At 59.7% G+C, this 21,314-nt stretch carries 23 protein-coding genes; 12 read left to right on the top strand and 11 right to left on the bottom strand.

Annotation, left to right across the window (positions count from 1 at the left end; translation table 11 throughout):
* Positions 1-279: 279 nt before the first annotated feature.
* From CKW21_RS24120 to CKW21_RS24140, 5 genes are all read left to right on the top strand, one after another.
* Positions 280-1,272 (top strand): 2-dehydro-3-deoxygalactonokinase, encoded by a 993-nt coding sequence (locus CKW21_RS24120; RefSeq protein ID WP_095196396.1) that lies wholly within the window; start codon positions 280-282, stop codon positions 1,270-1,272.
* Positions 1,273-1,291: 19 nt separating this feature from the next.
* Positions 1,292-1,912: a 2-dehydro-3-deoxy-6-phosphogalactonate aldolase gene (locus tag CKW21_RS24125; RefSeq protein WP_095196397.1), complete on the top strand. Its 621-nt coding sequence runs from the start codon at positions 1,292-1,294 to the stop codon at positions 1,910-1,912.
* Positions 1,913-1,960: 48 nt separating this feature from the next.
* On the top strand, positions 1,961-3,109 hold the full coding sequence (dgoD, locus tag CKW21_RS24130) for a galactonate dehydratase (RefSeq protein ID WP_008085519.1): 1,149 nt from the start codon (positions 1,961-1,963) through the stop codon (positions 3,107-3,109).
* A 171-nt stretch (positions 3,110-3,280) separates the two neighbouring features.
* Positions 3,281-4,591, top strand: a complete 1,311-nt coding sequence (locus tag CKW21_RS24135; protein WP_095196398.1) for an MFS transporter — start codon at positions 3,281-3,283, stop codon at positions 4,589-4,591.
* 60 nt (positions 4,592-4,651) lie between these two features.
* The gene (locus CKW21_RS24140) at positions 4,652-5,455 is read left to right on the top strand and encodes an IclR family transcriptional regulator (RefSeq protein WP_095196399.1); all 804 of its coding nucleotides are present in this window, start codon (positions 4,652-4,654) and stop codon (positions 5,453-5,455) included.
* Positions 5,456-5,465: 10 nt separating this feature from the next.
* Here the strand turns inward: CKW21_RS24140 and CKW21_RS24145 are convergent, their stop codons facing one another.
* Entirely contained in the window at positions 5,466-5,741 is a 276-nt protein-coding gene (locus CKW21_RS24145; RefSeq protein ID WP_095196400.1) for a hypothetical protein, read from the bottom strand.
* A 223-nt stretch (positions 5,742-5,964) separates the two neighbouring features.
* Positions 5,965-6,699 (bottom strand): thioredoxin family protein, encoded by a 735-nt coding sequence (locus tag CKW21_RS24150; RefSeq protein ID WP_095196401.1) that lies wholly within the window; start codon positions 6,697-6,699, stop codon positions 5,965-5,967.
* 178 nt (positions 6,700-6,877) lie between these two features.
* Between CKW21_RS24150 and CKW21_RS24155 the strand changes: the two genes are divergently transcribed.
* Complete coding sequence (locus CKW21_RS24155) at positions 6,878-7,267, top strand: transcriptional regulator (protein ID WP_095196402.1); 390 nt, start codon at positions 6,878-6,880, stop codon at positions 7,265-7,267.
* Positions 7,268-7,391: 124 nt separating this feature from the next.
* Here CKW21_RS24155 and CKW21_RS24160 read toward each other — a convergent pair whose 3' ends face one another.
* Both CKW21_RS24160 and CKW21_RS24165 read right to left on the bottom strand, forming a co-directional pair.
* Positions 7,392-8,261 (bottom strand): DUF6279 family lipoprotein, encoded by an 870-nt coding sequence (locus CKW21_RS24160; RefSeq protein ID WP_095196403.1) that lies wholly within the window; start codon positions 8,259-8,261, stop codon positions 7,392-7,394.
* A 214-nt stretch (positions 8,262-8,475) separates the two neighbouring features.
* On the bottom strand, positions 8,476-8,664 hold the full coding sequence (locus CKW21_RS24165) for a hypothetical protein (protein ID WP_028621608.1): 189 nt from the start codon (positions 8,662-8,664) through the stop codon (positions 8,476-8,478).
* Positions 8,665-9,014: 350 nt separating this feature from the next.
* Between CKW21_RS24165 and CKW21_RS24170 the strand changes: the two genes are divergently transcribed.
* From CKW21_RS24170 to CKW21_RS31955, 4 genes are all read left to right on the top strand, one after another.
* Positions 9,015-9,851: a S1 RNA-binding domain-containing protein gene (locus CKW21_RS24170; protein WP_095196404.1), complete on the top strand. Its 837-nt coding sequence runs from the start codon at positions 9,015-9,017 to the stop codon at positions 9,849-9,851.
* 135 nt (positions 9,852-9,986) lie between these two features.
* Positions 9,987-10,919: a DMT family transporter gene (locus CKW21_RS24175; protein WP_095196405.1), complete on the top strand. Its 933-nt coding sequence runs from the start codon at positions 9,987-9,989 to the stop codon at positions 10,917-10,919.
* 78 nt (positions 10,920-10,997) lie between these two features.
* A complete protein-coding gene (locus tag CKW21_RS24180) occupies positions 10,998-11,891 on the top strand; it encodes a LysR family transcriptional regulator (RefSeq protein WP_095196406.1) in 894 nt (297 codons plus the stop codon).
* Positions 11,892-12,030: 139 nt separating this feature from the next.
* A complete protein-coding gene (locus CKW21_RS31955) occupies positions 12,031-12,159 on the top strand; it encodes a PA1414 family protein (protein ID WP_007914492.1) in 129 nt (42 codons plus the stop codon).
* 186 nt (positions 12,160-12,345) lie between these two features.
* On the opposite strand, the gene CKW21_RS24185 is transcribed toward CKW21_RS31955, so the two are convergent.
* The 6 genes from CKW21_RS24185 to speB form a co-directional block, all read right to left on the bottom strand.
* Positions 12,346-12,597, bottom strand: a complete 252-nt coding sequence (locus tag CKW21_RS24185) for a phosphopantetheine-containing protein (protein WP_095196407.1) — start codon at positions 12,595-12,597, stop codon at positions 12,346-12,348.
* A gap of 57 nt (positions 12,598-12,654) precedes the next feature.
* A complete protein-coding gene (locus CKW21_RS24190) occupies positions 12,655-13,380 on the bottom strand; it encodes an MBL fold metallo-hydrolase (RefSeq protein ID WP_095196408.1) in 726 nt (241 codons plus the stop codon).
* 84 nt (positions 13,381-13,464) lie between these two features.
* Positions 13,465-14,844, bottom strand: coding sequence for a sodium:solute symporter (locus tag CKW21_RS24195; protein ID WP_095196409.1), 1,380 nt, complete (start codon positions 14,842-14,844; stop codon positions 13,465-13,467).
* Between the two features lie 158 nt (positions 14,845-15,002).
* Positions 15,003-16,514 (bottom strand): cytosine permease, encoded by a 1,512-nt coding sequence (locus tag CKW21_RS24200; protein WP_095196410.1) that lies wholly within the window; start codon positions 16,512-16,514, stop codon positions 15,003-15,005.
* A 54-nt stretch (positions 16,515-16,568) separates the two neighbouring features.
* Positions 16,569-16,991: a nuclear transport factor 2 family protein gene (locus CKW21_RS24205; RefSeq protein WP_095196411.1), complete on the bottom strand. Its 423-nt coding sequence runs from the start codon at positions 16,989-16,991 to the stop codon at positions 16,569-16,571.
* A gap of 9 nt (positions 16,992-17,000) precedes the next feature.
* On the bottom strand, positions 17,001-17,951 hold the full coding sequence (gene speB, locus CKW21_RS24210; RefSeq protein ID WP_095196412.1) for an agmatinase: 951 nt from the start codon (positions 17,949-17,951) through the stop codon (positions 17,001-17,003).
* Between the two features lie 387 nt (positions 17,952-18,338).
* On the opposite strand from speB, the gene CKW21_RS24215 reads away from it, so the two are divergent.
* Positions 18,339-19,232: a LysR family transcriptional regulator gene (locus tag CKW21_RS24215; RefSeq protein WP_095196413.1), complete on the top strand. Its 894-nt coding sequence runs from the start codon at positions 18,339-18,341 to the stop codon at positions 19,230-19,232.
* Positions 19,233-19,236: 4 nt separating this feature from the next.
* Positions 19,237-19,833: a tRNA-uridine aminocarboxypropyltransferase gene (locus CKW21_RS24220; protein ID WP_095196414.1), complete on the top strand. Its 597-nt coding sequence runs from the start codon at positions 19,237-19,239 to the stop codon at positions 19,831-19,833.
* Positions 19,834-19,953: 120 nt separating this feature from the next.
* Here the strand turns inward: CKW21_RS24220 and CKW21_RS24225 are convergent, their stop codons facing one another.
* Positions 19,954-21,309, bottom strand: a complete 1,356-nt coding sequence (locus CKW21_RS24225; RefSeq protein ID WP_095196415.1) for an HlyD family type I secretion periplasmic adaptor subunit — start codon at positions 21,307-21,309, stop codon at positions 19,954-19,956.
* Positions 21,310-21,314 lie beyond the last annotated feature (5 nt).

Genomic DNA, 21,314 nt, shown 5'->3' on the forward strand with positions numbered 1-21,314 from the left:
GGCCCCCAAACAGATCATCTGTGCAGCAATGCGCAAGCTCCTACATTTTGTCTACGCCGTTCTTAAATCGGGCCAGCCATTTGACCCGAATTTTGCGCTTGCCCGATGAGGGACAAGACGGTATCTACAGGATCGCGGTCCATGTGGGAGCTGCCGAAGGCTGCGATCTTTTTTTGTTTTGTCTCAATATATGGGATTGATATTTATATATTGAGATTTATGGGTGTCCAGGTTTATAGTCCGCCTCACTCACTGCCAAAAAACAAAACAGGTGAAGCGATGCGGGCGCAATTGATCGCGCTGGATTGGGGGACAACCTCATTACGTGCTTACAAACTTGCCGCGGGCGGCCAGGTGCTCGAGCAGCGTTCGCTGTCGTCGGGGATCATGCAGCTGCCCAAGGCGCCGCGAATCATCGGCGGTCGCGAATGCACCGATGGTTTTGAACTGGCCTTCGATGAGGCCTGCGGTGACTGGCTCGATGCCCAACCCGATTTGCCGGTGATTGCCTGCGGCATGGTCGGCAGCGCCCAGGGCTGGCGCGAAGCGGCTTACCGCGATACACCGGCGAACGTCGCCAGTCTCGGAACCTCCCTGCAAATTGTGCGCAGTCTTCGCGGTGTCGACGTGCACATCGTGCCTGGGGTGATTCAGCGTTCGCACTTGCCCAACGTCATGCGTGGTGAAGAAACCCAGGTACTCGGCGTGCTGCAAACCCTGTCGAGCGAGGCGGGCGCCGATCTGCTGATCGGCCTGCCGGGCAGCCATTCGAAATGGGTGGAAGTGACCGAAGGCTGCATCGTGCATTTCGATACGTTCATGACCGGCGAAGTCTTCGCCGTGCTCAGCGAACACAGCATTCTGGGGCGCACGCAGCAGCGCGGCGGCGCGTTCGATGGTGAGGCTTTCGATCGCGGCGTGCAGGTCGCGTTATCGGCGGACGGCGACATCGGTGTGCTGTCGACCCTGTTCAGTGCCCGCAGCCTGGGCCTGACCGGTGAACTGAGCACCACGGCGCAGGCGGATTATCTGTCCGGCCTGCTGATTGGCCATGAACTGGCAGCCCTGGCCAACGTTCAACGACGCCGACGCAACAGCGTGCACCTGCCTTCAATCATCCTGATCGGCAATTCCCAACTGTGCAGCCGCTATAGCCGGGCCCTCGACGCCTGCGGTTTTGCCCGGGTGACCCTGGCCGAACAGGCCACCGAACGCGGGTTGTGGCAACTGGCGGTCGCCGCCGGATTGATTGCCGCCAGCCCATCCCGTTAAACCTGACTGGAGTCCTGACATGCTCAAACAAGCACTGGCGCAAAACGGTCTGATCGCGATCCTGCGCGGCCTGCGTCCGCAAGAAGCCGCCGCCATCGGAGAAGTCCTGTACGCAGCCGGATTTCGCGTCATCGAAGTGCCGCTCAATTCCCCCGAGCCGTACGAAAGTATCCGCATCCTGCGCAGTACCTTGCCCGCCGATTGCCTGATCGGTGCAGGCACGGTGCTGACGCCGGAGCAGGTCGAGCAAGTGAAGGCGGCAGGTGGCCAGGTGATCGTCATGCCCCACAGCGATCCCAAGGTGCTACGCGCGGCGAAAGCGGCCGGTTTGTATCTGTCGCCGGGCGTCGCCACGCCGACCGAAGCCTTCGCGGCGCTGGCCGAAGGTGCGGATGTGCTGAAGATGTTCCCGGCCGAGCAGATGGGCCCGGCGGTCGTCAAAGCCTGGCTCGCGGTGCTGCCGGCGGGAACGATTCTGGCGCCGGTCGGCGGGATCACCCCGGACAACATGCAGGTGTTCATCGACGCGGGTGTCAAAGGCTTCGGCCTGGGTTCGGGCTTGTTCAAGCCGGGCATGACGCCTGAGCAAGTGTCGGTCAGTGCCAAGGCCTATGTCGCTGCATGGAACGCTCTGCGTTAAGACTTTTCCGGCGCCGATCGCGCTGCAAATAACAAGAGAGACAACCAGATGAAAATCACCAAACTGACCACCTTCATCGTTCCGCCGCGCTGGTGCTTCCTCAAGGTCGAAACCGACGAAGGCGTCACCGGCTGGGGCGAGCCCGTGGTCGAAGGCCGTGCCCACACCGTTGCCGCGGCCGTTGAAGAATTGTCCGACTACCTGATCGGCAAGGACCCACGCAACATCGAAGACATCTGGACCGTGCTTTACCGCGGTGGCTTCTATCGCGGCGGTGCGATCCACATGAGCGCCCTGGCCGGTATCGACCAGGCGTTGTGGGACATCAAGGGCAAGGCGTTGGGGGTGTCGGTCAGCGACCTGCTGGGCGGCCAGGTGCGGGACAAGATACGCGTGTATTCGTGGATCGGCGGCGACCGTCCGGCAGACACCGCGCGGGCGGCAAAAGAAGCGGTCAGCCGTGGTTTCACCGCGGTAAAAATGAACGGCACCGAAGAGTTGCAGTTCCTCGATACCTTCGAAAAAGTCGACCTGGCCCTGGCCAATGTCGCGGCCGTACGTGATGCGGTGGGTCCGAACGTCGGCATCGGCGTGGACTTCCATGGCCGGGTGCACAAGCCGATGGCTAAGGTGCTGATGAAGGAACTCGACCCGTACAAACTGATGTTCATCGAAGAGCCGGTACTCAGCGAAAACTACGAAGCGCTCAAGGAACTGGCGCCGCTGACCAGCACGCCGATTGCCCTGGGTGAGCGCCTGTTCTCGCGCTGGGATTTCAAGCGCGTGCTCAGCGAAGGCTATGTCGACATCATTCAACCCGATGCGTCCCACGCCGGCGGCATCACCGAAACCCGCAAGATCGCCAACATGGCCGAGGCCTACGACGTGGCGTTGGCGCTGCATTGTCCGTTGGGCCCGATTGCATTGGCCGCGTGCCTGCAACTGGATGCGGTCTGCTACAACGCGTTCATCCAGGAACAAAGCCTGGGCATCCACTACAACGAGAGCAACGACCTGCTCGACTATGTGAAGGACCCACGGGTATTCGACTACGACAAAGGCTTCGTGAAGATCCCGAATGGCCCGGGCCTGGGCATCGAGATCAACGAGGAATACGTGATCGAACGCGCGGCTGTCGGCCACCGCTGGCGCAACCCGATCTGGCGCCACGCCGACGGCAGCTTTGCCGAGTGGTGATCACTCCCTGATTCAACACTGAATCCTGTGGGAGCTGGCTTGCCAGCGATGGCGGCGGCACATCCAGCATTGATGTGACTGACAGGATGCTATCGCTGGCGAGCCAGCTCCCACAGGGTTCAGTACTAGTTTCACGACGACCTCAATAAACATAAAAAGAGGCACCCCCCCATGCAACCGCAAACCCTCACCGGGCAGGCGTCGTTGGTGACGCCCAGCCGCAAGCGGTTTTTCATCATGGTCCTGCTGTTCATCACCGTGGTGATCAACTACCTGGACCGCAGCAACCTGTCGATTGCCGCGCCGGCGCTGACCAGCGACCTGGGCATCGATCCGATTCACGTCGGCCTGATCTTTTCAGCCTTCGGCTGGACCTACGCCGCCATGCAGATTCCCGGTGGCTGGCTGGTGGACCGGGTACCGCCGCGCATTCTCTACAGCGTTGCACTGTTGCTGTGGTCGGTGGCCACGGTGATGCTGGGTTTCGCCGCCAGTTTCATCGCGCTGTTCGTGCTGCGCATGGCGGTAGGCGCTCTGGAAGCACCGGCCTATCCGATCAACAGCCGCGTCGTCACCACCTGGTTTCCGGAGCGCGAACGGGCTACGGCCATCGGTTTCTACACCTCCGGGCAGTTTGTCGGCCTGGCGTTCCTGACACCGGTGCTGGCCTGGCTGCAGCATCACTATGGCTGGCACATGGTGTTCGTCAGCACCGGCGCGGTGGGCATTATCTGGGCCGTGATCTGGTACGCGGTCTATCGCGAACCCCGGGATTTCAAAGGTGCCAACGATGCTGAAATCGAGCTGATCCGCGAAGGCGGTGGCCTCGTCGACATTCAGTCCGAACAAGCCAAAGTCAAAGCCAAATTCAGTTGGACCGACCTCGGCATTGTCCTGACCAAGCGCAAACTCTGGGGCATCTACCTCGGCCAGTTCTGCCTCAACTCGACGCTGTGGTTTTTCCTGACGTGGTTCCCGACCTACCTGGTGAAATATCGCGGCATGGACTTCATCAAGTCCGGCCTGCTGGCGTCGCTGCCGTTTCTCGCGGCTTTTGTCGGCGTGCTGTGTTCGGGTTTCTTCTCCGACTTCCTGATCCGTCGTGGTTATTCGGTAGGTTTCGCCCGCAAGTTACCGATCATCAGTGGTCTGCTGATTTCCACCTCGATTATCGGTGCCAACTTCGTTGAGTCGACGCCGCTGGTGATTGCCTTCCTCGCGTTGGCGTTTTTCGGCAACGGCCTGGCTTCGATCACCTGGTCGCTGGTGTCGACCCTGGCACCGGCGCGCTTGCTGGGTCTGACCGGTGGGGTGTTCAACTTCATCGGCAACCTGTCGGCCATCGCCACGCCGATTGTCATCGGTTTCCTCGCCACGGGCGATTCTTTTGCTCCGGCGATCACCTACATCTCGGTGCTGGCGTTGATGGGGGCACTTTCCTACGTGTTGCTGGTGGGCAAGGTCGAGCGTATCAAGTTGTAGTCTTGGCATGCGGGCGACCATAATGCCGCCCGTTCCCTCGCTCAACGGTAAAGGCTGAATATGCAGGAAGACGCCCCAAAAATCGCCAAGGACGCCGCGCCGACCGGCACCCAGACCCTGCTTCGCGGTCTGGGTGTAGTTCAGGCCGTAGCCAGCGGCGCCCGCGATCTCAAGGAAATCGCCCGGCTGATCGGCACCACGCGCAGCACCACCCATCGTCTGGCCAGTTGCCTGGTGGACGAACGTTATCTGCGGGTGGTGCCGCAAGTCGGTTATCTGCTGGGGCCGAAGCTGATCGAACTGGGGTTTCAGGCGCGGGAAGAGTTGCCGTTGGTGACCCTGGCCGGGCCGTATCTGGATGAACTGTCGGCGTTGACCGGCGACACCATTCACCTGGCCATCCGCGAAGGCGATGAAGTGCTGTACCTGCACAAGAATCCGGGACGCAATGGCCCGGAAATGCGTTCGCGTGTCGGCCATCGCATGCCGTTGGCGCGCACCGGGATCGGCAAGGCCCTGATGCTCGATGACACACCGCAAGAGTGGCAGCGGCTGTACGAAATCAGCCTGCCGGCAGGCGGAAAAAATCAGTTCTGGCCGCAGCATCCGGAGCAGTCCTGGGAGCAGTTCCAGCAGCGCATGCTCGAATATGTCGCCGGTGGCTACGCCTTCGATCTGGAAGACAACGAACCCTCGATACGCTGCGTGGCGGCACCGATCCGCGATGCCAGCAAGCGCATTGTCGCCGGCATCAGCATCGCCAGTACCGTGCCCTACATGCCGTTGGAAAAAATGGCCGAGCTGATTCCCCTGATCAAAGGGGCTACGGCCCGGTTGTCAGCGGAACTTGGTTTGAAGGTATAAGGCGCGAAGGTCAGGTTTCGGCCTTCTTCTCAGCCACACCCAGCTCTTTCAGGCGATGATCGATCAGCTGGCATTTGTCCGGCAGATCCTTGGAAGCGGTCCCCAAATCCATTTTCTGCAGCTCATCGTTGATTTCCTTGGCCTTGGCCGGGTTCTGCTCGGTCAATTTGGTAACTTCCCGAGCCAACTGTTCGCGCTTGATGGTGGCTTCCTCAGGTGTGCAGGCCCAGACGGGCAGGGCGCAGGCGAGGGTGGCGGCGAGGGTGAGTTTCAGCAGGGTTTTCATCGGTCAGGCCTCGGTTCCGGTTAAGGCGGGTTAACCGGTTGAGGGCTCGTGGGTGGAAAAAGTTCAGACAGGTCTGGGCTGAAGTTGTCTCTCAAAAACACCGCCAACCCACTGTGGGAGCGAGCCTGCTCGCGAAGGCGGTGGTTTAGTCAATATTGATGTTGGCTGACACACAGCTTTCGCGAGCAGGCTCGCTCCCACAAAGGACCTGCGGGTATCCAATTTAACCTCCGTGGCAGCAACTGGGTTTCGCCGCGTCCTCATACTTGTCGTGATGCCTTACCCACTCCATGATTTCCTCCTCGTTGCGTCCTTTGGGCGTCAGGTCAAGGTAGTTGTAGGCACCAACCAGCAGGTCCAGACCACGGGCATAAGTCGAGTAGGTGTGAAAAATCTCACCGGCTTCATTGCGATAAAACACGCTGAGCCCTGGCAGTTCTTCTTCGGAGCCGTCGGTCTTTTCATAGTTGTAGGTGGCTTTGCCGGCGGCGACGTCTTCGGCTCGGGCCGAGACGCCAAAGTCGTAGTTGAAGTCGCAGCCTTCGGACGACACCCAGTCAAATCTCCAGCCCATGCGCCGTTTGAAGGCCTGGAATTCGGCGAACGGGGCGTGGGAAACCGCTACCACTGCTACATCGTGGTGGGCCAGGTGCTGGTTGGCGCCGTCGATGTGGTCGGAGAGGAACGAGCAACCGGGGCAGCCCTCATCCCAGCCTTCGGCAAACATGAAGTGGTAAATGACCAGCTGGCAGCGGCCACCGAACAGGTCGGCGAGTTTCAGTTCGCCTTGCGGCCCCTGGAAGTGGTAGTCCTTGTCGATTTTCACCCAGGGCAGGGCGCGGCGTTCGGCGCTGAGTCTGTCCCGTTCCTTGGTGAAGGCCTTTTCGTGGGCCAGGTGCTGTATGCGGGCGGCGAGCCATTCTTCCCGGGACACGACGGGATGATTCTGAATGTTCATGGTGATTTCTCCTGCGTGGGGCTGGGAGGTGACGTACACAGCCTAGTCGTTTGGCCCTGGGGTAATTCGACATACCGCCGGTCGGTCGTAGCAAAAACCTGAGCTGAACGGCTACCGACCACGCCGGTCACAACCTATGAAGGCCCTCTCACTCTCGGGCTCCGGAGGTTGAATCAGGATGACGACTTATAACTGGGATTTGATTGAGCGTTTGCTGCATGAGGTGCAGCACGGCGAAGCCAGCTTTACGCCACGGCCCTATGCCGAGCAGTATGTGGCAGCCAAAACGGCCGAAGGCGAGGTCACTGAAAACCTCGACCATCTGAAAGCAGTGGCTGGTGAGTATGAAAAATTGCTGTTGGCGCGAGGTTATATCGAACCCCGGCCCGAGGATCAGGGGGGGACGGGTTCAAATTACATTTTGACGATGCGCGGATCGAGGTTATTGAGCCTGATCGACAGCAGCATTCCCGGTAATGACCATCCGCGCCAAGTGCTGGATGAGCAGGGCGATGCACTGGATGAAGCGACGTTTGATGAGGTGGCTTCGAAGGCGCAGATTGCTTGAGAACTACAAGTATCCCCCTGTGGGAGCGAGCCTGCTCGCGAATACGGTCTCATAGCCAACACATCTATCGATTGACCCACCGCATTCGCGAGCAGGCTCGCTCCCACAGGGATTTGTGCAGCGTTCAACTCTGTTTTGCCGCCTTCAGACACTTCAAATCATTGAAGTCCTTGCGCACCCCCTCGATTTTCGTCAGCAACCGCTCACGTTGCTGCGGCGTGCTTTGCGCCATCAAGTCCACAAACAGTGAACGCGCCTGGGCTTCGGTTTTGGCGAAGGCTTCGCGGTAGGCTGGTGTCCACAAGCGCTCTCGATTCACCAGAAGTGTCTCGATTCGTTGTGGGAATTCGGGGCTGTGACGTTGCGCAACGGCTGCACTGAATTGCTTCTGCCAGTGGACGCGGTTGGCGAGCCACTGCGTATTCTGGTCACCCAGAGCGTTGGACCACGCCACGACGCGTTGTTGCTGAGGGGGAGTGAGTGGCCCGAGCCAGGCATCCAGGCGTTTTTCCATGCGTTCGCCGCGGTCCTTGATCTGCTGATCAAGGGACGGCTTGAGGTACAGCGCCTGGCGTTTGCGTTGGTCTTTGGCGAAGGCCTCGTTCATTTCGGCGACCTGCTGGTCATCCAGTCCTTGCAGCAACTCGATGGCGGACGGGGTGATTTCCCGCGCGGTCTCGGCGATCGCCTGTTCGGCTTCTTCGGTGCGGGCTTGCAATGCGGCATCGGTTACCTGATTGGTCGCGATCATGGTCTGCAAGCGATCCAGCCAGTCCAGATAGCCTGGCAGTTGTGTGGTGCAGTGCCAGGTCAGGTGTTCCTTGAGGCGTTCGTTCAACCAGCCTTTTTGCTCGCCGTTCATGTCCAGGTAATCGCTGAGCGTCCAGGGGATGATCACGTCGAGGTTGCGGTAGGCCAGGCCCATGCGGCTGCACGCGCCGAGAGCGAGCGTCACGGTGAGCACGAAAGCGAGCTGTTTCATCCAGCGGGACATGGGCGAATCCTTGCGAAAGCCTGGCTTCGGGGACTGATTCTCATGTGAACGCAGGATGAGCCCGGCAGTTCAGCCGATCAATAGGCGGCGGACCGTGGCGTTGTTTCTGTACATGTCTTTTGGGGGAGGTGTTGCGGGGGAGGGTTCCAGTCCAAGCGCTTCGAAGCTCAAAGCGCTTGTGGACCAGGTGATGCGAGGTATTACTTTTGGGCTTTTATTTTTTACCCAGGGTGATCTGCTTGGACGGGCCGAACGTCTGGCCGCTGACGCCCTTGGCAATTTGCTGGATTTCACCGCCGGATTTGAGGAACGCAGCGATCTGATTGTTGATCGATTCGCTGGTTTCGACGGCTGGAGCTGGCTTTGCTTTGCTGGTGGATGCTTTTACGCGCATGGCGGCCATTAACCTGTAGAAAATTAACTTGGCCAGGCATCGTACAGGAATTACCTGCAATTTGCTTGGCAATTATCCTTTGGATGACCGAGGGCGGATCAGGATAATTAGCGGATCATTATTTGATAATTGCCTCTAAGTCGCTGTTTTAAATAAAAACGTGGTCCGCAAAAACAGGATGCCCTGCTGGGCCGGCAGCGATGAAAATCCTCGGGTCGGTCTGACGAGCGGCGGGAGTCGTACGGTAAAACCCAGGAAAATGAAGGCCTGCAGAGGAATTTCTCGCACCGGTGGGTTGGTCGCCGAACGCGGCCTGCAAAACCGGGTAGAATGCCGCCCACGCAATGAGGGTATTGGACATGGCTTTAGTCGGGCGTTACAACAGTTTACAAGTGGTTAAACACACTAACTTCGGTTTATATCTGGACGGTGGCGCGGATGGCGAAATTCTTTTGCCTAATCGTTATATTCCAAAAGATATTCCCAGCGAAGATGAAGACTGGCTCAATGTTTTTGTTTATCTGGACAGCGATGACAAACTTATCGCGACGACTGAAAAGCCGAAAGTTCAAGTCGGTGAATTTGCCAGTTTGAAAGTTGTTGAAGTCAACAGCATTGGTGTGTTCCTCGATTGGGGGCTGCCAAAGGATCTGTTGTTGCCGTTTTCGGAAGAAAAGCGCCAGATGACGGCCGGCGAATACGCCGTAGTGCATGTCTATCTCGACAAACACACCCGTCGCATCACCGCGACGGCGCGCCTGGATCGCTATCTGGACAAGACCCCGGCCAACTACACCCCGGGCCAGGAGGTCGACTTGCTGGTTGCCGAAGCCACCGACATGGGTTTCAAGGCAATCATCAACAACAAGCACTGGGGCCTGATTCACAAGAACGAAATCTTCAAGTTCATGCGTGCGGGCAAGGAAGAGAAAGGCTTCATCAAGGAAGTTCGTGCCGATGGCAAGATCAGCCTGAGTCTGCAACCGGTCGGCCAGGAAGCGGCCACCAGCCTTAACTCGAAGATCCTCGCCAAGTTGCGCGAGAACAACGGCACCCTGCCGGTCAGCGACAAGAGCGACCCGACTGTGATCAGTAGCATGTTCGGCGTCAGCAAAGGCAACTTCAAGAAGGCCATCGGTGCGCTGTACAAGAATGGCCAGATTGTCATTCATGCTGATCGCATTGAACTGAGCTGATACCGACCCCTGTAGGCAATTTCTGCCCATCTGGTTAATAATCGATAGAATAATTTTTCACCCCGGCCATGTGCCGGGGTTTTGTTTTTACTGTCGAGTCACTGCCATGGATTGTGTCGTTGTCGAGGTTTTCCGGTGAGCGCCACCCGGCGTAGCGCCGATGGATTTGCCCTGCAAGTGATGTTGGGGTTGTGCCTGGTCTGGGGTGTTCAGCAGGTGATGATCAAGTGGGCGGCGCCCGACATTGCCCCAGTCATGCAGGCGGCCGCGCGTTCCGGCATGTCTGCGTTGCTGGTGGGGTTGCTGATCTGCTGGAAGGGCGGTTGGGATCAGGTCGGTGCGACCTGGCGCGGTGGCTTGTTGGCCGGCGCCTTGTTCGGTCTGGAGTTCTTCTTCATTTCCGAAGGCCTGCAATTGACCACGGCCGCGCACATGTCGGTATTCCTCTACACCGCACCGATTTTCACCGCACTGGGTGTGCACTGGCTGTTGCCGAGCGAGCGTTTGCGGCCTGTGCAATGGCTGGGAATTTTCCTCGCGTTCGTCGGGATCGCCATCGCGTTTGCCGGTGGCATGTCCTGGGACAACCTCGATTACCGGATGTTGATGGGCGATGCGCTGGGCGTGCTGGCCGGCGCGGCTTGGGGCGCGACCACGGTGGTGGTGCGAGCTTCGCGATTGTCGGAGGCGCCGGTGACCCTGACATTGTTCTATCAGTTGATCATCGGCTTCATCGGCCTGTTGTTGATCGCGCTGCTCAGCGGGCAGATCACCCACGTCAGTTTGACCGGTGTGGCGATTGCCAGTGTGCTGTTTCAAGGCGTGGTGGTGTCGTTCTTCAGTTACCTGATCTGGTTTTGGTTGCTGCGCCGGTATCTGGCGGCAAACCTGGCGGTGTTTTCGTTCATGACGCCGTTGTTTGGCGTTACGTTTGGGGTGGTGTTGCTGGGGGAAAAACTGACCCTGAACTTTGTCATTGGCGCGGTGCTGGTGCTGCTGGGCATCACCTTTGTCAGCGCCGAGCAGTGGTTGCGCCGTCGGTTGCGCAGAGCACTTGGGCAGCCCTGAGCACCTTCGCGCCTGGATGGATTGACATTCTTTGAAAAAGAACAATAGTGGGTAACTTGTTCTTGTCTGGAGAATGTCGTGGAGTTCAGCCAGTTGCGGATCTTCCAGGCGGTGGCGCAGGAAGAGTCCATCACCCGCGCCGCCGAGCGCCTGCACCGCGTGCCGTCCAACCTGTCGACCCGGCTCAAGCAGCTGGAGGAGCAGTTGGGCGTTGAACTGTTCGTTCGCGAGCGTCAGCGTTTGCAGTTGTCGCCTGCGGGAAAAGTCCTGCTGGATTACACCGCCAAACTGTTCGCCTTGCACGACGAAGCCCATGCCGCGGTACAGGGCGGGCAACCGGCCGGCGATTTCGTGCTCGGCACCATGTACAGCACCGCCGCCATTCACCTCCCGGCGTTGTTGGCGCGCTATCACAAGCGTTACCCGGCGGTGAATTTGCAAGTGCAGTCCGGACCCAGCGGTGAATTGCTGGAAGGTTTGCTCTCCGGCCGACTCGATGCGGCGCTGGTGGACGGTCCCCCCGAACTGGCCATGCTTGATGGTGTGTTGTTGTGCGAGGAACGGCTGGTGCTGATCAGCGAGGCGGATCACCCGCCGGTACTCAGCGCGCGGGACGTGGAAGGGCGTTCGGTATTCACCTTTCGCCAGGGCTGTTCCTACAGGATGCGTCTGGAATCCTGGTACTCCCGGGACCACGCGGTCATGGGGCGGGCGATTGAGATCGAATCCTATCCGGGGATGCTCGCCTGTGTGATTGCAGGTTCCGGCGTAGCATTGATGTCAGAGTCAATGCTTGCCAGCCTGCCGGGCCGCGAAAGCGTGACGGTCCACCCGTTGCCTGAGCCATTTGCCACGGCCACCACCTGGCTGATGTGGCGCAAGGGCATGGCCGGGGCCAACCTGAATGCATGGATCGAGGAGCAGCGGGCGCTCTATCCGTCGGCGCAAATCCCGGCCCGGGCGATTGCATGATTTAATGCCGTCGGATTGTGAGCCATTCAGTAACAGATCATTGCCACTTTGGGCGAGCATTGCTCAGGACTTCGGACTATTATCAGTTCGAAGCGACTACAGAATTCCGGTCGCTCGGCACTACCCTGAAGGGGGCATCATGAAAGAGAAAATCCAAAACTGGCTGCATGACCTGGGTGTCGCGCTCGGTTTGATCGAACCGCCTCTGCAACCTGTGCCAATTCGCACCGACGACGAACAGCGCCGACGCCAGCAGCGTCGCCGGTAAGCGAACAAGCGTTGGGAGAGGGTGCTTTTGTGGCGAGGGAGCTTGCTCCCGCCGGGCTGCGAAGCGGCCCCTCTTGATTGCACGGTTCCATTTGTGGCGCTTGGACAGGTTCGCGAGGGCTTCGCCCTCGAACGGGAGCAAGCTCCCTCGCCACAGAGGGCGTAGCTGCTCTGATGGCGTGTGGTTTCAATGCCGCCCAATTTCCATCAAAAACCGGCTCAAGTCATTCGCCGTCCTGGCCGTCTTGAGCATCCGGTCTTCCTCGGCGGTAAACGCCGTCAAGCCGAGTTCATCTTCCAGATGGAAGATCAGCTCTTCGATATCCGTTTTATCCAATCCCAACTGCGCCAGACTGGCGTTGTCGTCGAAGTCATCCTGACCCTCCAGCAGGCGGCTGATGTAGCGGTGCACGGCGGCGCGAATGGCGGCTTTGTTCATGATGACTCTTCAAGGGCGTTGTTGTTTTATTGGCCCTGGGCTTGAGTACAGCAGGCTTCAGCCGTGTGAGCGTTGCCACTCGTCAATCATGTGGCGTAGATGATCCCCGGAAAAACTGCCGAAATGCCCGCCATGCACCGTGCGGATCGGCAGCGCGCGCAAGCGCTGCAGGCTGCGGGCGTAGTCGTCGAGGTTGGAGTGGTAGGCGTCCTCGATCAGCGGCCCGTCGTAGATGATGTCGCCGCTGAACAAGGTCTCGGTCGCGGCTTCGTACAGGCTGATGCCGCCCGGCGAGTGTCCCGGCGTGTGCAGCACTTGCAGCACCCGGTCGCCCAGGTCCAGTACATCGCCTTCTTCGATCAAGCCCGTTGCCGGGGCAGCCTTGACCCGATACTCGGCGTAGCACAACGGACAATCGGGATGCGCTTCGAACATGTCGTCGCCGACAAATGCCCGGCTCAAATCGTTTTCACCGTCCGGTGTAGCCAGGATCTGCGCTTCGGCCGGGTGTACCAGGCGTTCGGAAAATTCGTGATGACCGGCAATGTGGTCGAAATGGCAGTGGCTGGCCACCGCTACCAGGGGCCGCTCGGTGATCCACGGCAATTGCTCGCGCAAGCTGACGAGCCCGGAACCGCTGTCCAGCAGCAGGTCTTTGTCACGGCCTTGAACAAACCAAAGATTGCAGCGGTAGAAGGGGCGAATGTAAGGCTCGTGAATCAGGCGGATGCCGTCGCTGAGTTGTTTCACCTCGAACCACTGATCGCGGCTGACGATCTTCATAATCACTTTCCTTCAGGCGAAAAAAACGGGTGTGGCAACCGACGCCACACCCGTCGAAGAAAGCATCAAGTTGTTATGTTCAGCTTAGATGGCGCTCGCTGCCACGGCTGGGCGACGGGACATCAGGCTGATCACCACGAAGCTCACCAGACCTACGGCCAGGCTGTAGTAGATCGGGGTGTTGGCATCCAGACCGTCCTTGACCATGAACAGCAGGGCGGTGGCGAAGCCCATGCCCATGCTGGCGATGGCGCCGGCGGTGGTGGCACGTTTCCAGAAGATCGCACCGATCAGCGGGATCAGCATGCCGCCCACCAACAGGTTGTAGGCCAGGGTCAGGGCGCTGATCACGTCGTTTACCACCAGGGCTATGCCGAGTACCACAACACCGGTCAGCATAGTGACGACACGGTTGAGGCCCAGGCTCGACTGTTTACCGCCACGCAGTTTCGGCAGCAGGTCTTCGGTCAGGGTAGTAGCGGCGGCGAGCAGGCCGGCGCTGGCGGTGGACATCATGGCAGCCAGTGCGGCTGCGATGACCAGGCCACGGATACCGTCCGGCAGGGACAGTTTCACGATCGCGGCGAAAGCGTTGTTGACGTTGTCCAGGTCCGGGATCAACACATGAGCCGCCATGCCGATCAGGGCGCAGGCCAGGCCGTAGAGGATGCAGTAGACACCGGCGAACGTACCGGCGACCTGAGCCACTTTGGCGGTCTTGACGGTGAACACCCGTTGCCAGATGTCCTGACCGATCAGGATGCCGAAGAAGTAGATCATGAAGTAGGTGATGATGGTGTCCCAACCGATGGTGGTGAAGCTGAAGCTCGCCGCCGGCAGTTTCAACACCAGTTCGTCCCAGCCGCCGACGCGGTACAGGCAGATTGGCAACAGGATGAACATCAGGCCAACGGTCTTGATCACGAACTGGACGATGTCGGTCAGGGTCAGCGACCACATGCCGCCAATGGCCGAGTAGATCACCACCACGCCACCACCGAGCAGTACCGAGATCCAGAACGGCAGGCCGAACAGCACTTGCAGTACGGTGCCGATCGCCAGGATCGAGGTCACGCCGATCATCAGTGCGTACGCGAGCATGATCACCGCGCTCGCGGAGCGGGCCATCGGGTTGTAGCGTTTCTCCAGCACCTGGGTAACGGTGTAGATCTTCAGTTTCAACAGCGGCTTGGCCAGGAACAGGTTCAGCGCCACGATCCCGCAACCCAGTGCGGCGCAGAGCCAGAAACCGGAGATGCCATGCACGTAGCCCAGACGCACGGTGCCCACGGTGGACGCGCCGCCGAGGACGGTGGCCGCCATGGTGCCCATGTACAGGCTCGGGCCCAGGTTACGACCGGCAACCAAAAAGTCTTCGTTGGTCTTGGCCTTGCGCATGCCGTAGTAGCCAAGTATCAGCATCGCGGCGGCGTAGATGAGTACGACGAATAAATCCAAAGCCATGATGGCGTGTCTCCGATTGTCTTTTTTATGGTGAAACTAAGACGTTTCTGTGGGGCTGCTCTTTGTGGGAGCGAGCCTGCTCGCGAAAGCGTTCTGTCAGTCACACCTTTGTTGGATGTGCCGCCGTCTTCGCGAGCAGGCTCGCTCCCACAGGTATTTCAGGCGACTTGTCGCATCGCCGCTTTAACGAGCGAATCCGTGCTCTTGCTGCGTGGATCATTCGGGCCGAACACCGCAGTCGATTCCGGGAACAGGCTCAGCAATACCAGGTACACCACCGAGGCCAGGCCCAGGGTCACCGGCAGGCTGATGTCGATACCGCCGGCCAGTTCGCCCAGTGGTCCGACGAACTGCCCCGGCAAGTTCACGAAGCACAGGCCGACGGCCGCGCTCGGAATCCAGGCACCCAGGCCACGCCAGTTCCAGCCGTGGGTGAACCAGTAGCGGCCACCTTTTTCACCGCGGGTGAACACTTGCAAGTCATCCGGGCAGTAGAAGCCGCGACGGACCAGCAGGCCGATGATCATGATCACCATCCACGGGGTCGTGCAGGTGATGATCAGCACGGCGAAGGTCGACACGCTCTGCACCAGGTTTGCTGCGAAGCGGCCAATGAAGATGAAGGCAATCGACATCACGCCGATCAGCAGCGTGGCCTTGACCCGCGACAGCACCCGTGGAAACACGCTGGACATGTCCAGCCCGGTGCCATAGAGCGAGGTGGTGCCCGTGGACATGCCGCCGATCACCGCAATCAGGCACACCGGCAGGAAGAACCAGCTCGGCGATACCGCCAGCAGACCACCGACATAGTTGTTGGCCGCGATGTAGTCTGGCGCCTTGATTGCCACGATGGTGGCGGTGGCGAGGCCGAACAGGAACGGGATCAAGGTGGCGAGTTGCGCCGCGATAACCGACAGCATGATCCGGCCTTTGGGCGTCTCACGCGGGATGTAGCGTGACCAGTCGCCAAGGAATGCGCCGAAGGAAATCGGGTTGCTCATGGCCACCAGCGCGGCACCGATAAAGGCTGCCCAGAAACCGGCCTGCCCCATGGCCACCGTGCCGGCGTACTGACTGTCGAAAGCCGGAGCAAAGGCGAAAATGCCCAGCAGGAACAGCAGGCTGGCCGCCCACACCGCGATGCGGTTGACCCACAGCATGAAGCGAAAGCCGTAGATGCACACGGTCAAAACCAGCAGCGCGAACAGGCCGTAGGCCAGGCCCAGGGTCAGATCGGTTTCCGGCAAATTGATCAGGCGTTTGGCACCTCCGACCAGCGCATCACCCGAACTCCAGACGGAGAGCGAGAAAAACGCGATAGCGGTCAACAGCGACAGAAAAGAGCCGACGATGCGCCCGTGTACGCCGAAGTGCGCGCCGGAGGACACCGCGTTGTTGGTGCCGTTGATGGGGCCGAACAAGCCCATTGGCGCCAGGATCAATGCACCGAGTACCACGCCCAGCACAATCGCCCAGACGCCCGCCTGGAACGACAGGCCGAACAGTACCGGGAAGCTGCCGAGTACGGCGGTGGCAAAGGTGTTCGCGCCGCCGAAGATCAAGCGAAACAGGTCGCTGGGCCGGGCGTCGCGTTCATTGTCCGGGATCTGTTCGACCCCGTTTGTTTCGATGCTGCTAAGGCTTTTTTCGTTGTTGTTGTTATTCATGATCTGCTCCGATCATAAAGGCGCGCTCATCGTGTGTGAGCGTCACCTGTTTGGCTAAGGGGTTGGCAGCCCTTCCGGCATAGCGGACAAATGTTCGTGACAGGCCAGCCACAGGCCTTGTTGTTCTTGGCCAGACGCTTGTTTCTTGAAAACAATCGTCTCGCGCTCCTGGCTGAAGTGTTGCTCCCCTTGCATGCGCAGCTCGGTGGCCACGTCATGGATGAAAATCGCCACGTCACCCTGCAGGCTGACGAAAGCGTTGCTCGACGTGCACGACAGCACCTCGAAGCCATCCTCGGCACGCCAGCTGTCCCACAACGCCTGGTAGGCATCGCGCGACAAAAGGGGCTGTTCGAGGGTGTAGAAAACGAAGCTGGCATCGGCGCTGAACGCGCCGAAGTAGGCTTCGCGATCGTTTCGGGCGAAGGCGGACACCAGGTCGGTAGCCGCTTTCAAAACCTGATCACGTTCGTTCATGACCGACCCTCAGCGGTGGACCACGCCAGGCAGTACGCAGAGCATTTCGTACAGCAGGTTGGCGGCCAGCAGCGAGGTGTTACCCGTGGTGTCGTAAGCGGGCGAGACTTCTACCAGATCGCAACCGATCAGGTCGAGGCCTTGGCAGCCACGAACGATCTCGATCGCCTGAATGGTCGTCAGACCACCGATTTCCGGGGTGCCGGTACCTGGTGCCCACGCCGGGTCGATACCGTCAATGTCGAAGCTCAGGTACACCGGGCCACCACCGACTTTCTCACGCACTTCAGCCATCAACGGCGCCAGGGATTTGTGCCAGCACTCTTCGGCCTGCACCACGCGGAAGCCCTGGTTGCGGCTCCAGTTGAAGTCGTCAGCGGTATAGCCCTGGGCACGCAGGCCGATTTGTACAACGCGGTCCGGATCGATCAGGCCTTCTTCGACAGCGCGACGGAAGGTGGTGCCGTGGGCGATTTTCTCGCCGAACATGTGATCGTTCACATCGGCGTGGGCGTCGATGTGCACCAGGCCGACCTTGCCGTGCTTCTTATGGATGGCACGCAGGATCGGCAGGGTGATGGTGTGGTCGCCGCCCAACGTCAGGGGGATCACATCGTGTTCGAGGATATTGTCGTAGGACTCTTCGATGATCCGTACGGCATCCAGCAGGTTGAAGGTGTTGATCGCCACGTCGCCGATGTCGGCAACCGACAGCGAGTCGAACGGCGCCGCGCCGGTGGCCATGTTGTACGGGCGGATCATCACCGATTCGGCGCGGATGTCACGCGGTCCGAAACGGGTGCCGGGGCGCAGCGAGGTACCGATGTCCAGGGGCACGCCAACGAACGCAGCGTCCAGGCCAGCAGTGGTAGGAACATGGGGGAGTCGCAGCATGGTGGCGATGCCGCCGAAGCGCGGCATTTCGTTGCCGCCCAGTGGTTGGTGAAGAATCTTGTCCACGGGTAGGGCCTCATCGTCGTTGTTTTATTTATGTCGGTTGCGCAGGTCGGGGAGACGCAGGCACCGCTGTGGGCCGATTCTGCGAAATGTAGTGACCGGGAAGAATCGCTACGCGCAAATACTTAGTTCAGATTTTTCTAAACTAATGCTTGGCATGGCGATAGACTTGCGGCCATGTGCCGCACTTCTGTGGTGAGTGGATTTATCTGTGGCGAGGGGATTTATCCCCGTTCGGCTGCGCAGCAGTCGTAAATCCAGCGCACACAGTGCATCTGACACACCGAGGTGCAGATCCGGGGCGGCTTCGCCACCCAGCGGGGATAAATCCCCTCGCCACAGATAAATCCCTTCCACAGGATTGAAATTCGATTGGTGTCTGGAGCCCCCATGGCCAACGCTTTACCCGACCTGAAACTATTGCGCATTTTCGTCAGCGTGGTGCGTCATCAGGGATTCGCTAACGCCCAGCAAGAACTCAACCTCTCGACCTCGGCCATCAGCACCTACATGAGCCAGCTTGAGTCGGCGCTGGGCCTGGTGTTGTGCCATCGCGGCCGGGGCGGTTTCAGCCTGACCAGCAAGGGCGAGTTGTTCCATCAGGAAACCCTGCGTCTATTGGCCGAGCTGGAAGGTTTCGAGCAATACGCCGCCGCGCTCAAGGGCGAATTGCGCGGCACATTGAACCTGGGGGTGATCGACTCCACCGTCAGCGATAAGGCCTTGCCGTTCGCCGAAGCCATCGGCGCCTACAGCCAGGAACATCCGGCCGTGCATTTGCATTTGTCGGTGATGAGCCCCTACGAACTGCAACTGGGCGTGCAGGACAACCGCCTCGACCTGGCCATCGGCGCGTTTTCCACGCGCATGAGCGGTCTGGTGTACATGCCGCTGTACCGCGAGCAGCACTGGTTGTATTGCAGCACGCGGCATCCGCTGTTTAACGAGCGGCGCATTCCCGAGCAGGTTATTACCCAGCAGCGCATGGTCGGTCGTGGTTACTGGAGCCAGGCTGAACTAGCCCGCCATGGCTTCAAGCACAGCGCCGCAACGGTGGAGAGTATGGAGGCGCAGCTGATTCTGGTGCTGTCCGGCGCCTACATCGGTTACTTGCCGGAGCACTACGCCCAGGCCTGGGCCGACAAGGGTGACTTGCGTGTGCTGCTACCGGCGACCTTCGGATATCAGGCGCCGTTTTCGATGATCGTGCGCCGGGGCCGCAGCCGCGAGCCGCTGATCCAGACTTTCCGCGATCTGCTCAAAGCGCAGCTCAATCAGGTTTAAGACGATGTCCAGAATTCAATGCCCGCGCTGCCTGCGTCCGCAAAGCCATTGCCTGTGCCCACTGATTCCCAGCCTCGATAGCCGCACCCGAATCTTGCTCTTGCAGCATCCCGGCGAAGTGAATCATGCGTTGAACACCGCACGGCTGGCGGCGTTGGGCTTGAACAATGCCGAGTTGATCGTCGGCGAGGTATTCGAGGATTTGCCGAGGTTGTTGAATCAGCCGGGGTACCAGGCGCGTTTGCTGTTTCCCGGCGATGATGCGCAGCCGATACAGGCTTACAGCGCATTCGACAAGCCGTTGCTGCTGGTGGTACCGGACGGCACCTGGCGCAAGGCGCGCAAGATGCTGCACCTCAATCCACTGCTGGCGGCGCTGCCGAGGGTGACCCTGGCCGAGGGCGGCGTGTCCCGTTATCGACTGCGCAAGGCACCGGGGCCGGGAGCATTGTCGACGGTGGAGGCGATTGTGCAGGCGTTGCAGACGCTTGAAGCGCCGGCTTCATTCGAGCCGTTGCTCAAGCCGTTCGAGGCGTTGATCGAGGGGCAGATTGCGGCGATGGGGGAGGAGGTTTTTCAGCGTAATCATGGGCCGAAATAGATGTTGCCTGTGCGGGCCTCTTCGCGAGCAGGCTCGCTCCCACATTTGATCGCATTCCATTGTGGGAGCGAGCCTGCTCGCGAAAGCGATAGAACAATCATCCAAAATATCTGATCGAAACTACCGCTCGCGCATCGCCTCAGTCCGCGCCTTGAGCACCGGTTTCAGCAAATAATCCAATACCGTTTTCTCCCCGGTAATGATATCCACCGTCGCCACCATCCCCGGAATGATCAGCAGCGGTTTCGCATCCCCGCCCAAATGGTTTTTATCGGTGCGCACCTGGATCAGGTAGAAGCTGTTGCCCTTGTCATCGGTAATGGTGTCGGCACCAATCAACTCAAGCTTGGCGCTCAGGCCGCCATAGATCGTGTAGTCGTAGGCGGTGAACTTGACCATGGCTTTCTGCCCCGGATGCAGGAATGCCACGTCCTGTGGCCGCACTTTGGCCTCGATCAGCAGGTTGTCTTCCAGGGGGACGATTTCCACCATATCGCTGCCCGGCTGGACCACGCCGCCAATGGTGTTGACCTTCAACACCTTGATGATGCCCTTGACCGGCGAGGTCACCGTGGTACGGGTCACGCGGTCGTCGATGGCGATGCTCGACGCCGTGATTTTCGACAGGTCGGTGCGTTTCTCATTCAGCTCCTTGGCCGCTTCGGAGCGGAAGGTTTGTTCCGACTCGTCGATCTTGCTTTTGATCTCGGCCATCGCCGATTCCGCCCGGGGGATCGCCAGGGTGGTGGCGTTCAGCGAGCCGCGGATTTCCACGGCGCTGCGCTTGAGTCGCAGGATCTCCACCGGCGACACGGCGCCGGTCTTGACCAGCGGCTCGGACATGGCCATCTCCTGATTGACCAGCGCCAGGCTTGAACTGTACTGACCGGCTTTCGAGCGGAACTCCGCCAGCTCCTGGGTTTTTTGCCGAAGTTGTTCACTCAGCGTGCGCTGTTCGCTGGCCAGTCGCCGTTGCCGTTGTTCGTACAGCGAGCGTTCGTCTTCGGCCACTTGCGGCGCCTTGGCGATCACTTCTTCCGACAGTTTGAAGGGCCGGCCTTCGGCTTCTGCCGACAGTCGCTCGACCTGCGCGGTCAGTGCATACCGATCGGCTTCGCTTTCGCCCTTGTTCGACTGGTAGCGCGTGTCATCCAGGCGCAACAGGGTGTCGCCCTTGTTCACCATTTGCCCTTCGCGTACGAAGATCTCGGTGACGATGCCGCCCTCCAGGTTCTGGATCACTTGCACCTTGCTCGACGGAATGGCCTTGCCTTCGCCCATGGTCACTTCCTGCAACACGGCGAACTTGGCCCAGAGCAGCGCGCTGATCAACAGCGCTGCCGCCAGCCACACGGTCACCCGTGACCAGCGCGGAGAATCCTGCAGCGAGGCGCCGGCCGTTTCCGGCATGAATTCAACTTCGGCGCTTTTGTTAAAACTTTTGAAGTAGCCGCGCGAACCTTGATCAGCAGACATGGGCT

Origin of the sequence: Pseudomonas sp. Irchel 3A7 (assembly GCF_900187565.1) — a bacterium.
Taxonomy (GTDB): Bacteria; Pseudomonadota; Gammaproteobacteria; order Pseudomonadales; family Pseudomonadaceae; genus Aquipseudomonas.

Bases quoted from the DNA above. Each gene is read 5' to 3' on its own strand.
- CKW21_RS24120 (WP_095196396.1), top strand. From the start codon at position 280: ATGCGGGCGCAATTGATCGCGCTGGATTGGGGGACAACCTCATTACGT.
- CKW21_RS24125 (WP_095196397.1), top strand. From the start codon at position 1,292: ATGCTCAAACAAGCACTGGCGCAAAACGGTCTGATCGCGATCCTGCGC.
- dgoD (WP_008085519.1), top strand. From the start codon at position 1,961: ATGAAAATCACCAAACTGACCACCTTCATCGTTCCGCCGCGCTGGTGC.
- CKW21_RS24135 (WP_095196398.1), top strand. From the start codon at position 3,281: ATGCAACCGCAAACCCTCACCGGGCAGGCGTCGTTGGTGACGCCCAGC.
- CKW21_RS24140 (WP_095196399.1), top strand. From the start codon at position 4,652: ATGCAGGAAGACGCCCCAAAAATCGCCAAGGACGCCGCGCCGACCGGC.
- CKW21_RS24145 (WP_095196400.1), bottom strand. From the start codon at position 5,741: ATGAAAACCCTGCTGAAACTCACCCTCGCCGCCACCCTCGCCTGCGCC.
- CKW21_RS24150 (WP_095196401.1), bottom strand. From the start codon at position 6,699: ATGAACATTCAGAATCATCCCGTCGTGTCCCGGGAAGAATGGCTCGCC.
- CKW21_RS24155 (WP_095196402.1), top strand. From the start codon at position 6,878: ATGACGACTTATAACTGGGATTTGATTGAGCGTTTGCTGCATGAGGTG.
- CKW21_RS24160 (WP_095196403.1), bottom strand. From the start codon at position 8,261: ATGTCCCGCTGGATGAAACAGCTCGCTTTCGTGCTCACCGTGACGCTC.
- CKW21_RS24165 (WP_028621608.1), bottom strand. From the start codon at position 8,664: ATGGCCGCCATGCGCGTAAAAGCATCCACCAGCAAAGCAAAGCCAGCT.
- CKW21_RS24170 (WP_095196404.1), top strand. From the start codon at position 9,015: ATGGCTTTAGTCGGGCGTTACAACAGTTTACAAGTGGTTAAACACACT.
- CKW21_RS31955 (WP_007914492.1), top strand. From the start codon at position 12,031: ATGAAAGAGAAAATCCAAAACTGGCTGCATGACCTGGGTGTCGCGCTC.
- CKW21_RS24185 (WP_095196407.1), bottom strand. From the start codon at position 12,597: ATGAACAAAGCCGCCATTCGCGCCGCCGTGCACCGCTACATCAGCCGC.
- CKW21_RS24190 (WP_095196408.1), bottom strand. From the start codon at position 13,380: ATGAAGATCGTCAGCCGCGATCAGTGGTTCGAGGTGAAACAACTCAGC.
- CKW21_RS24195 (WP_095196409.1), bottom strand. From the start codon at position 14,844: ATGGCTTTGGATTTATTCGTCGTACTCATCTACGCCGCCGCGATGCTG.
- CKW21_RS24200 (WP_095196410.1), bottom strand. From the start codon at position 16,514: ATGAATAACAACAACAACGAAAAAAGCCTTAGCAGCATCGAAACAAAC.
- CKW21_RS24205 (WP_095196411.1), bottom strand. From the start codon at position 16,991: ATGAACGAACGTGATCAGGTTTTGAAAGCGGCTACCGACCTGGTGTCC.
- CKW21_RS24215 (WP_095196413.1), top strand. From the start codon at position 18,339: ATGGCCAACGCTTTACCCGACCTGAAACTATTGCGCATTTTCGTCAGC.
- CKW21_RS24220 (WP_095196414.1), top strand. From the start codon at position 19,237: ATGTCCAGAATTCAATGCCCGCGCTGCCTGCGTCCGCAAAGCCATTGC.
- CKW21_RS24225 (WP_095196415.1), bottom strand. From the start codon at position 21,309: ATGTCTGCTGATCAAGGTTCGCGCGGCTACTTCAAAAGTTTTAACAAA.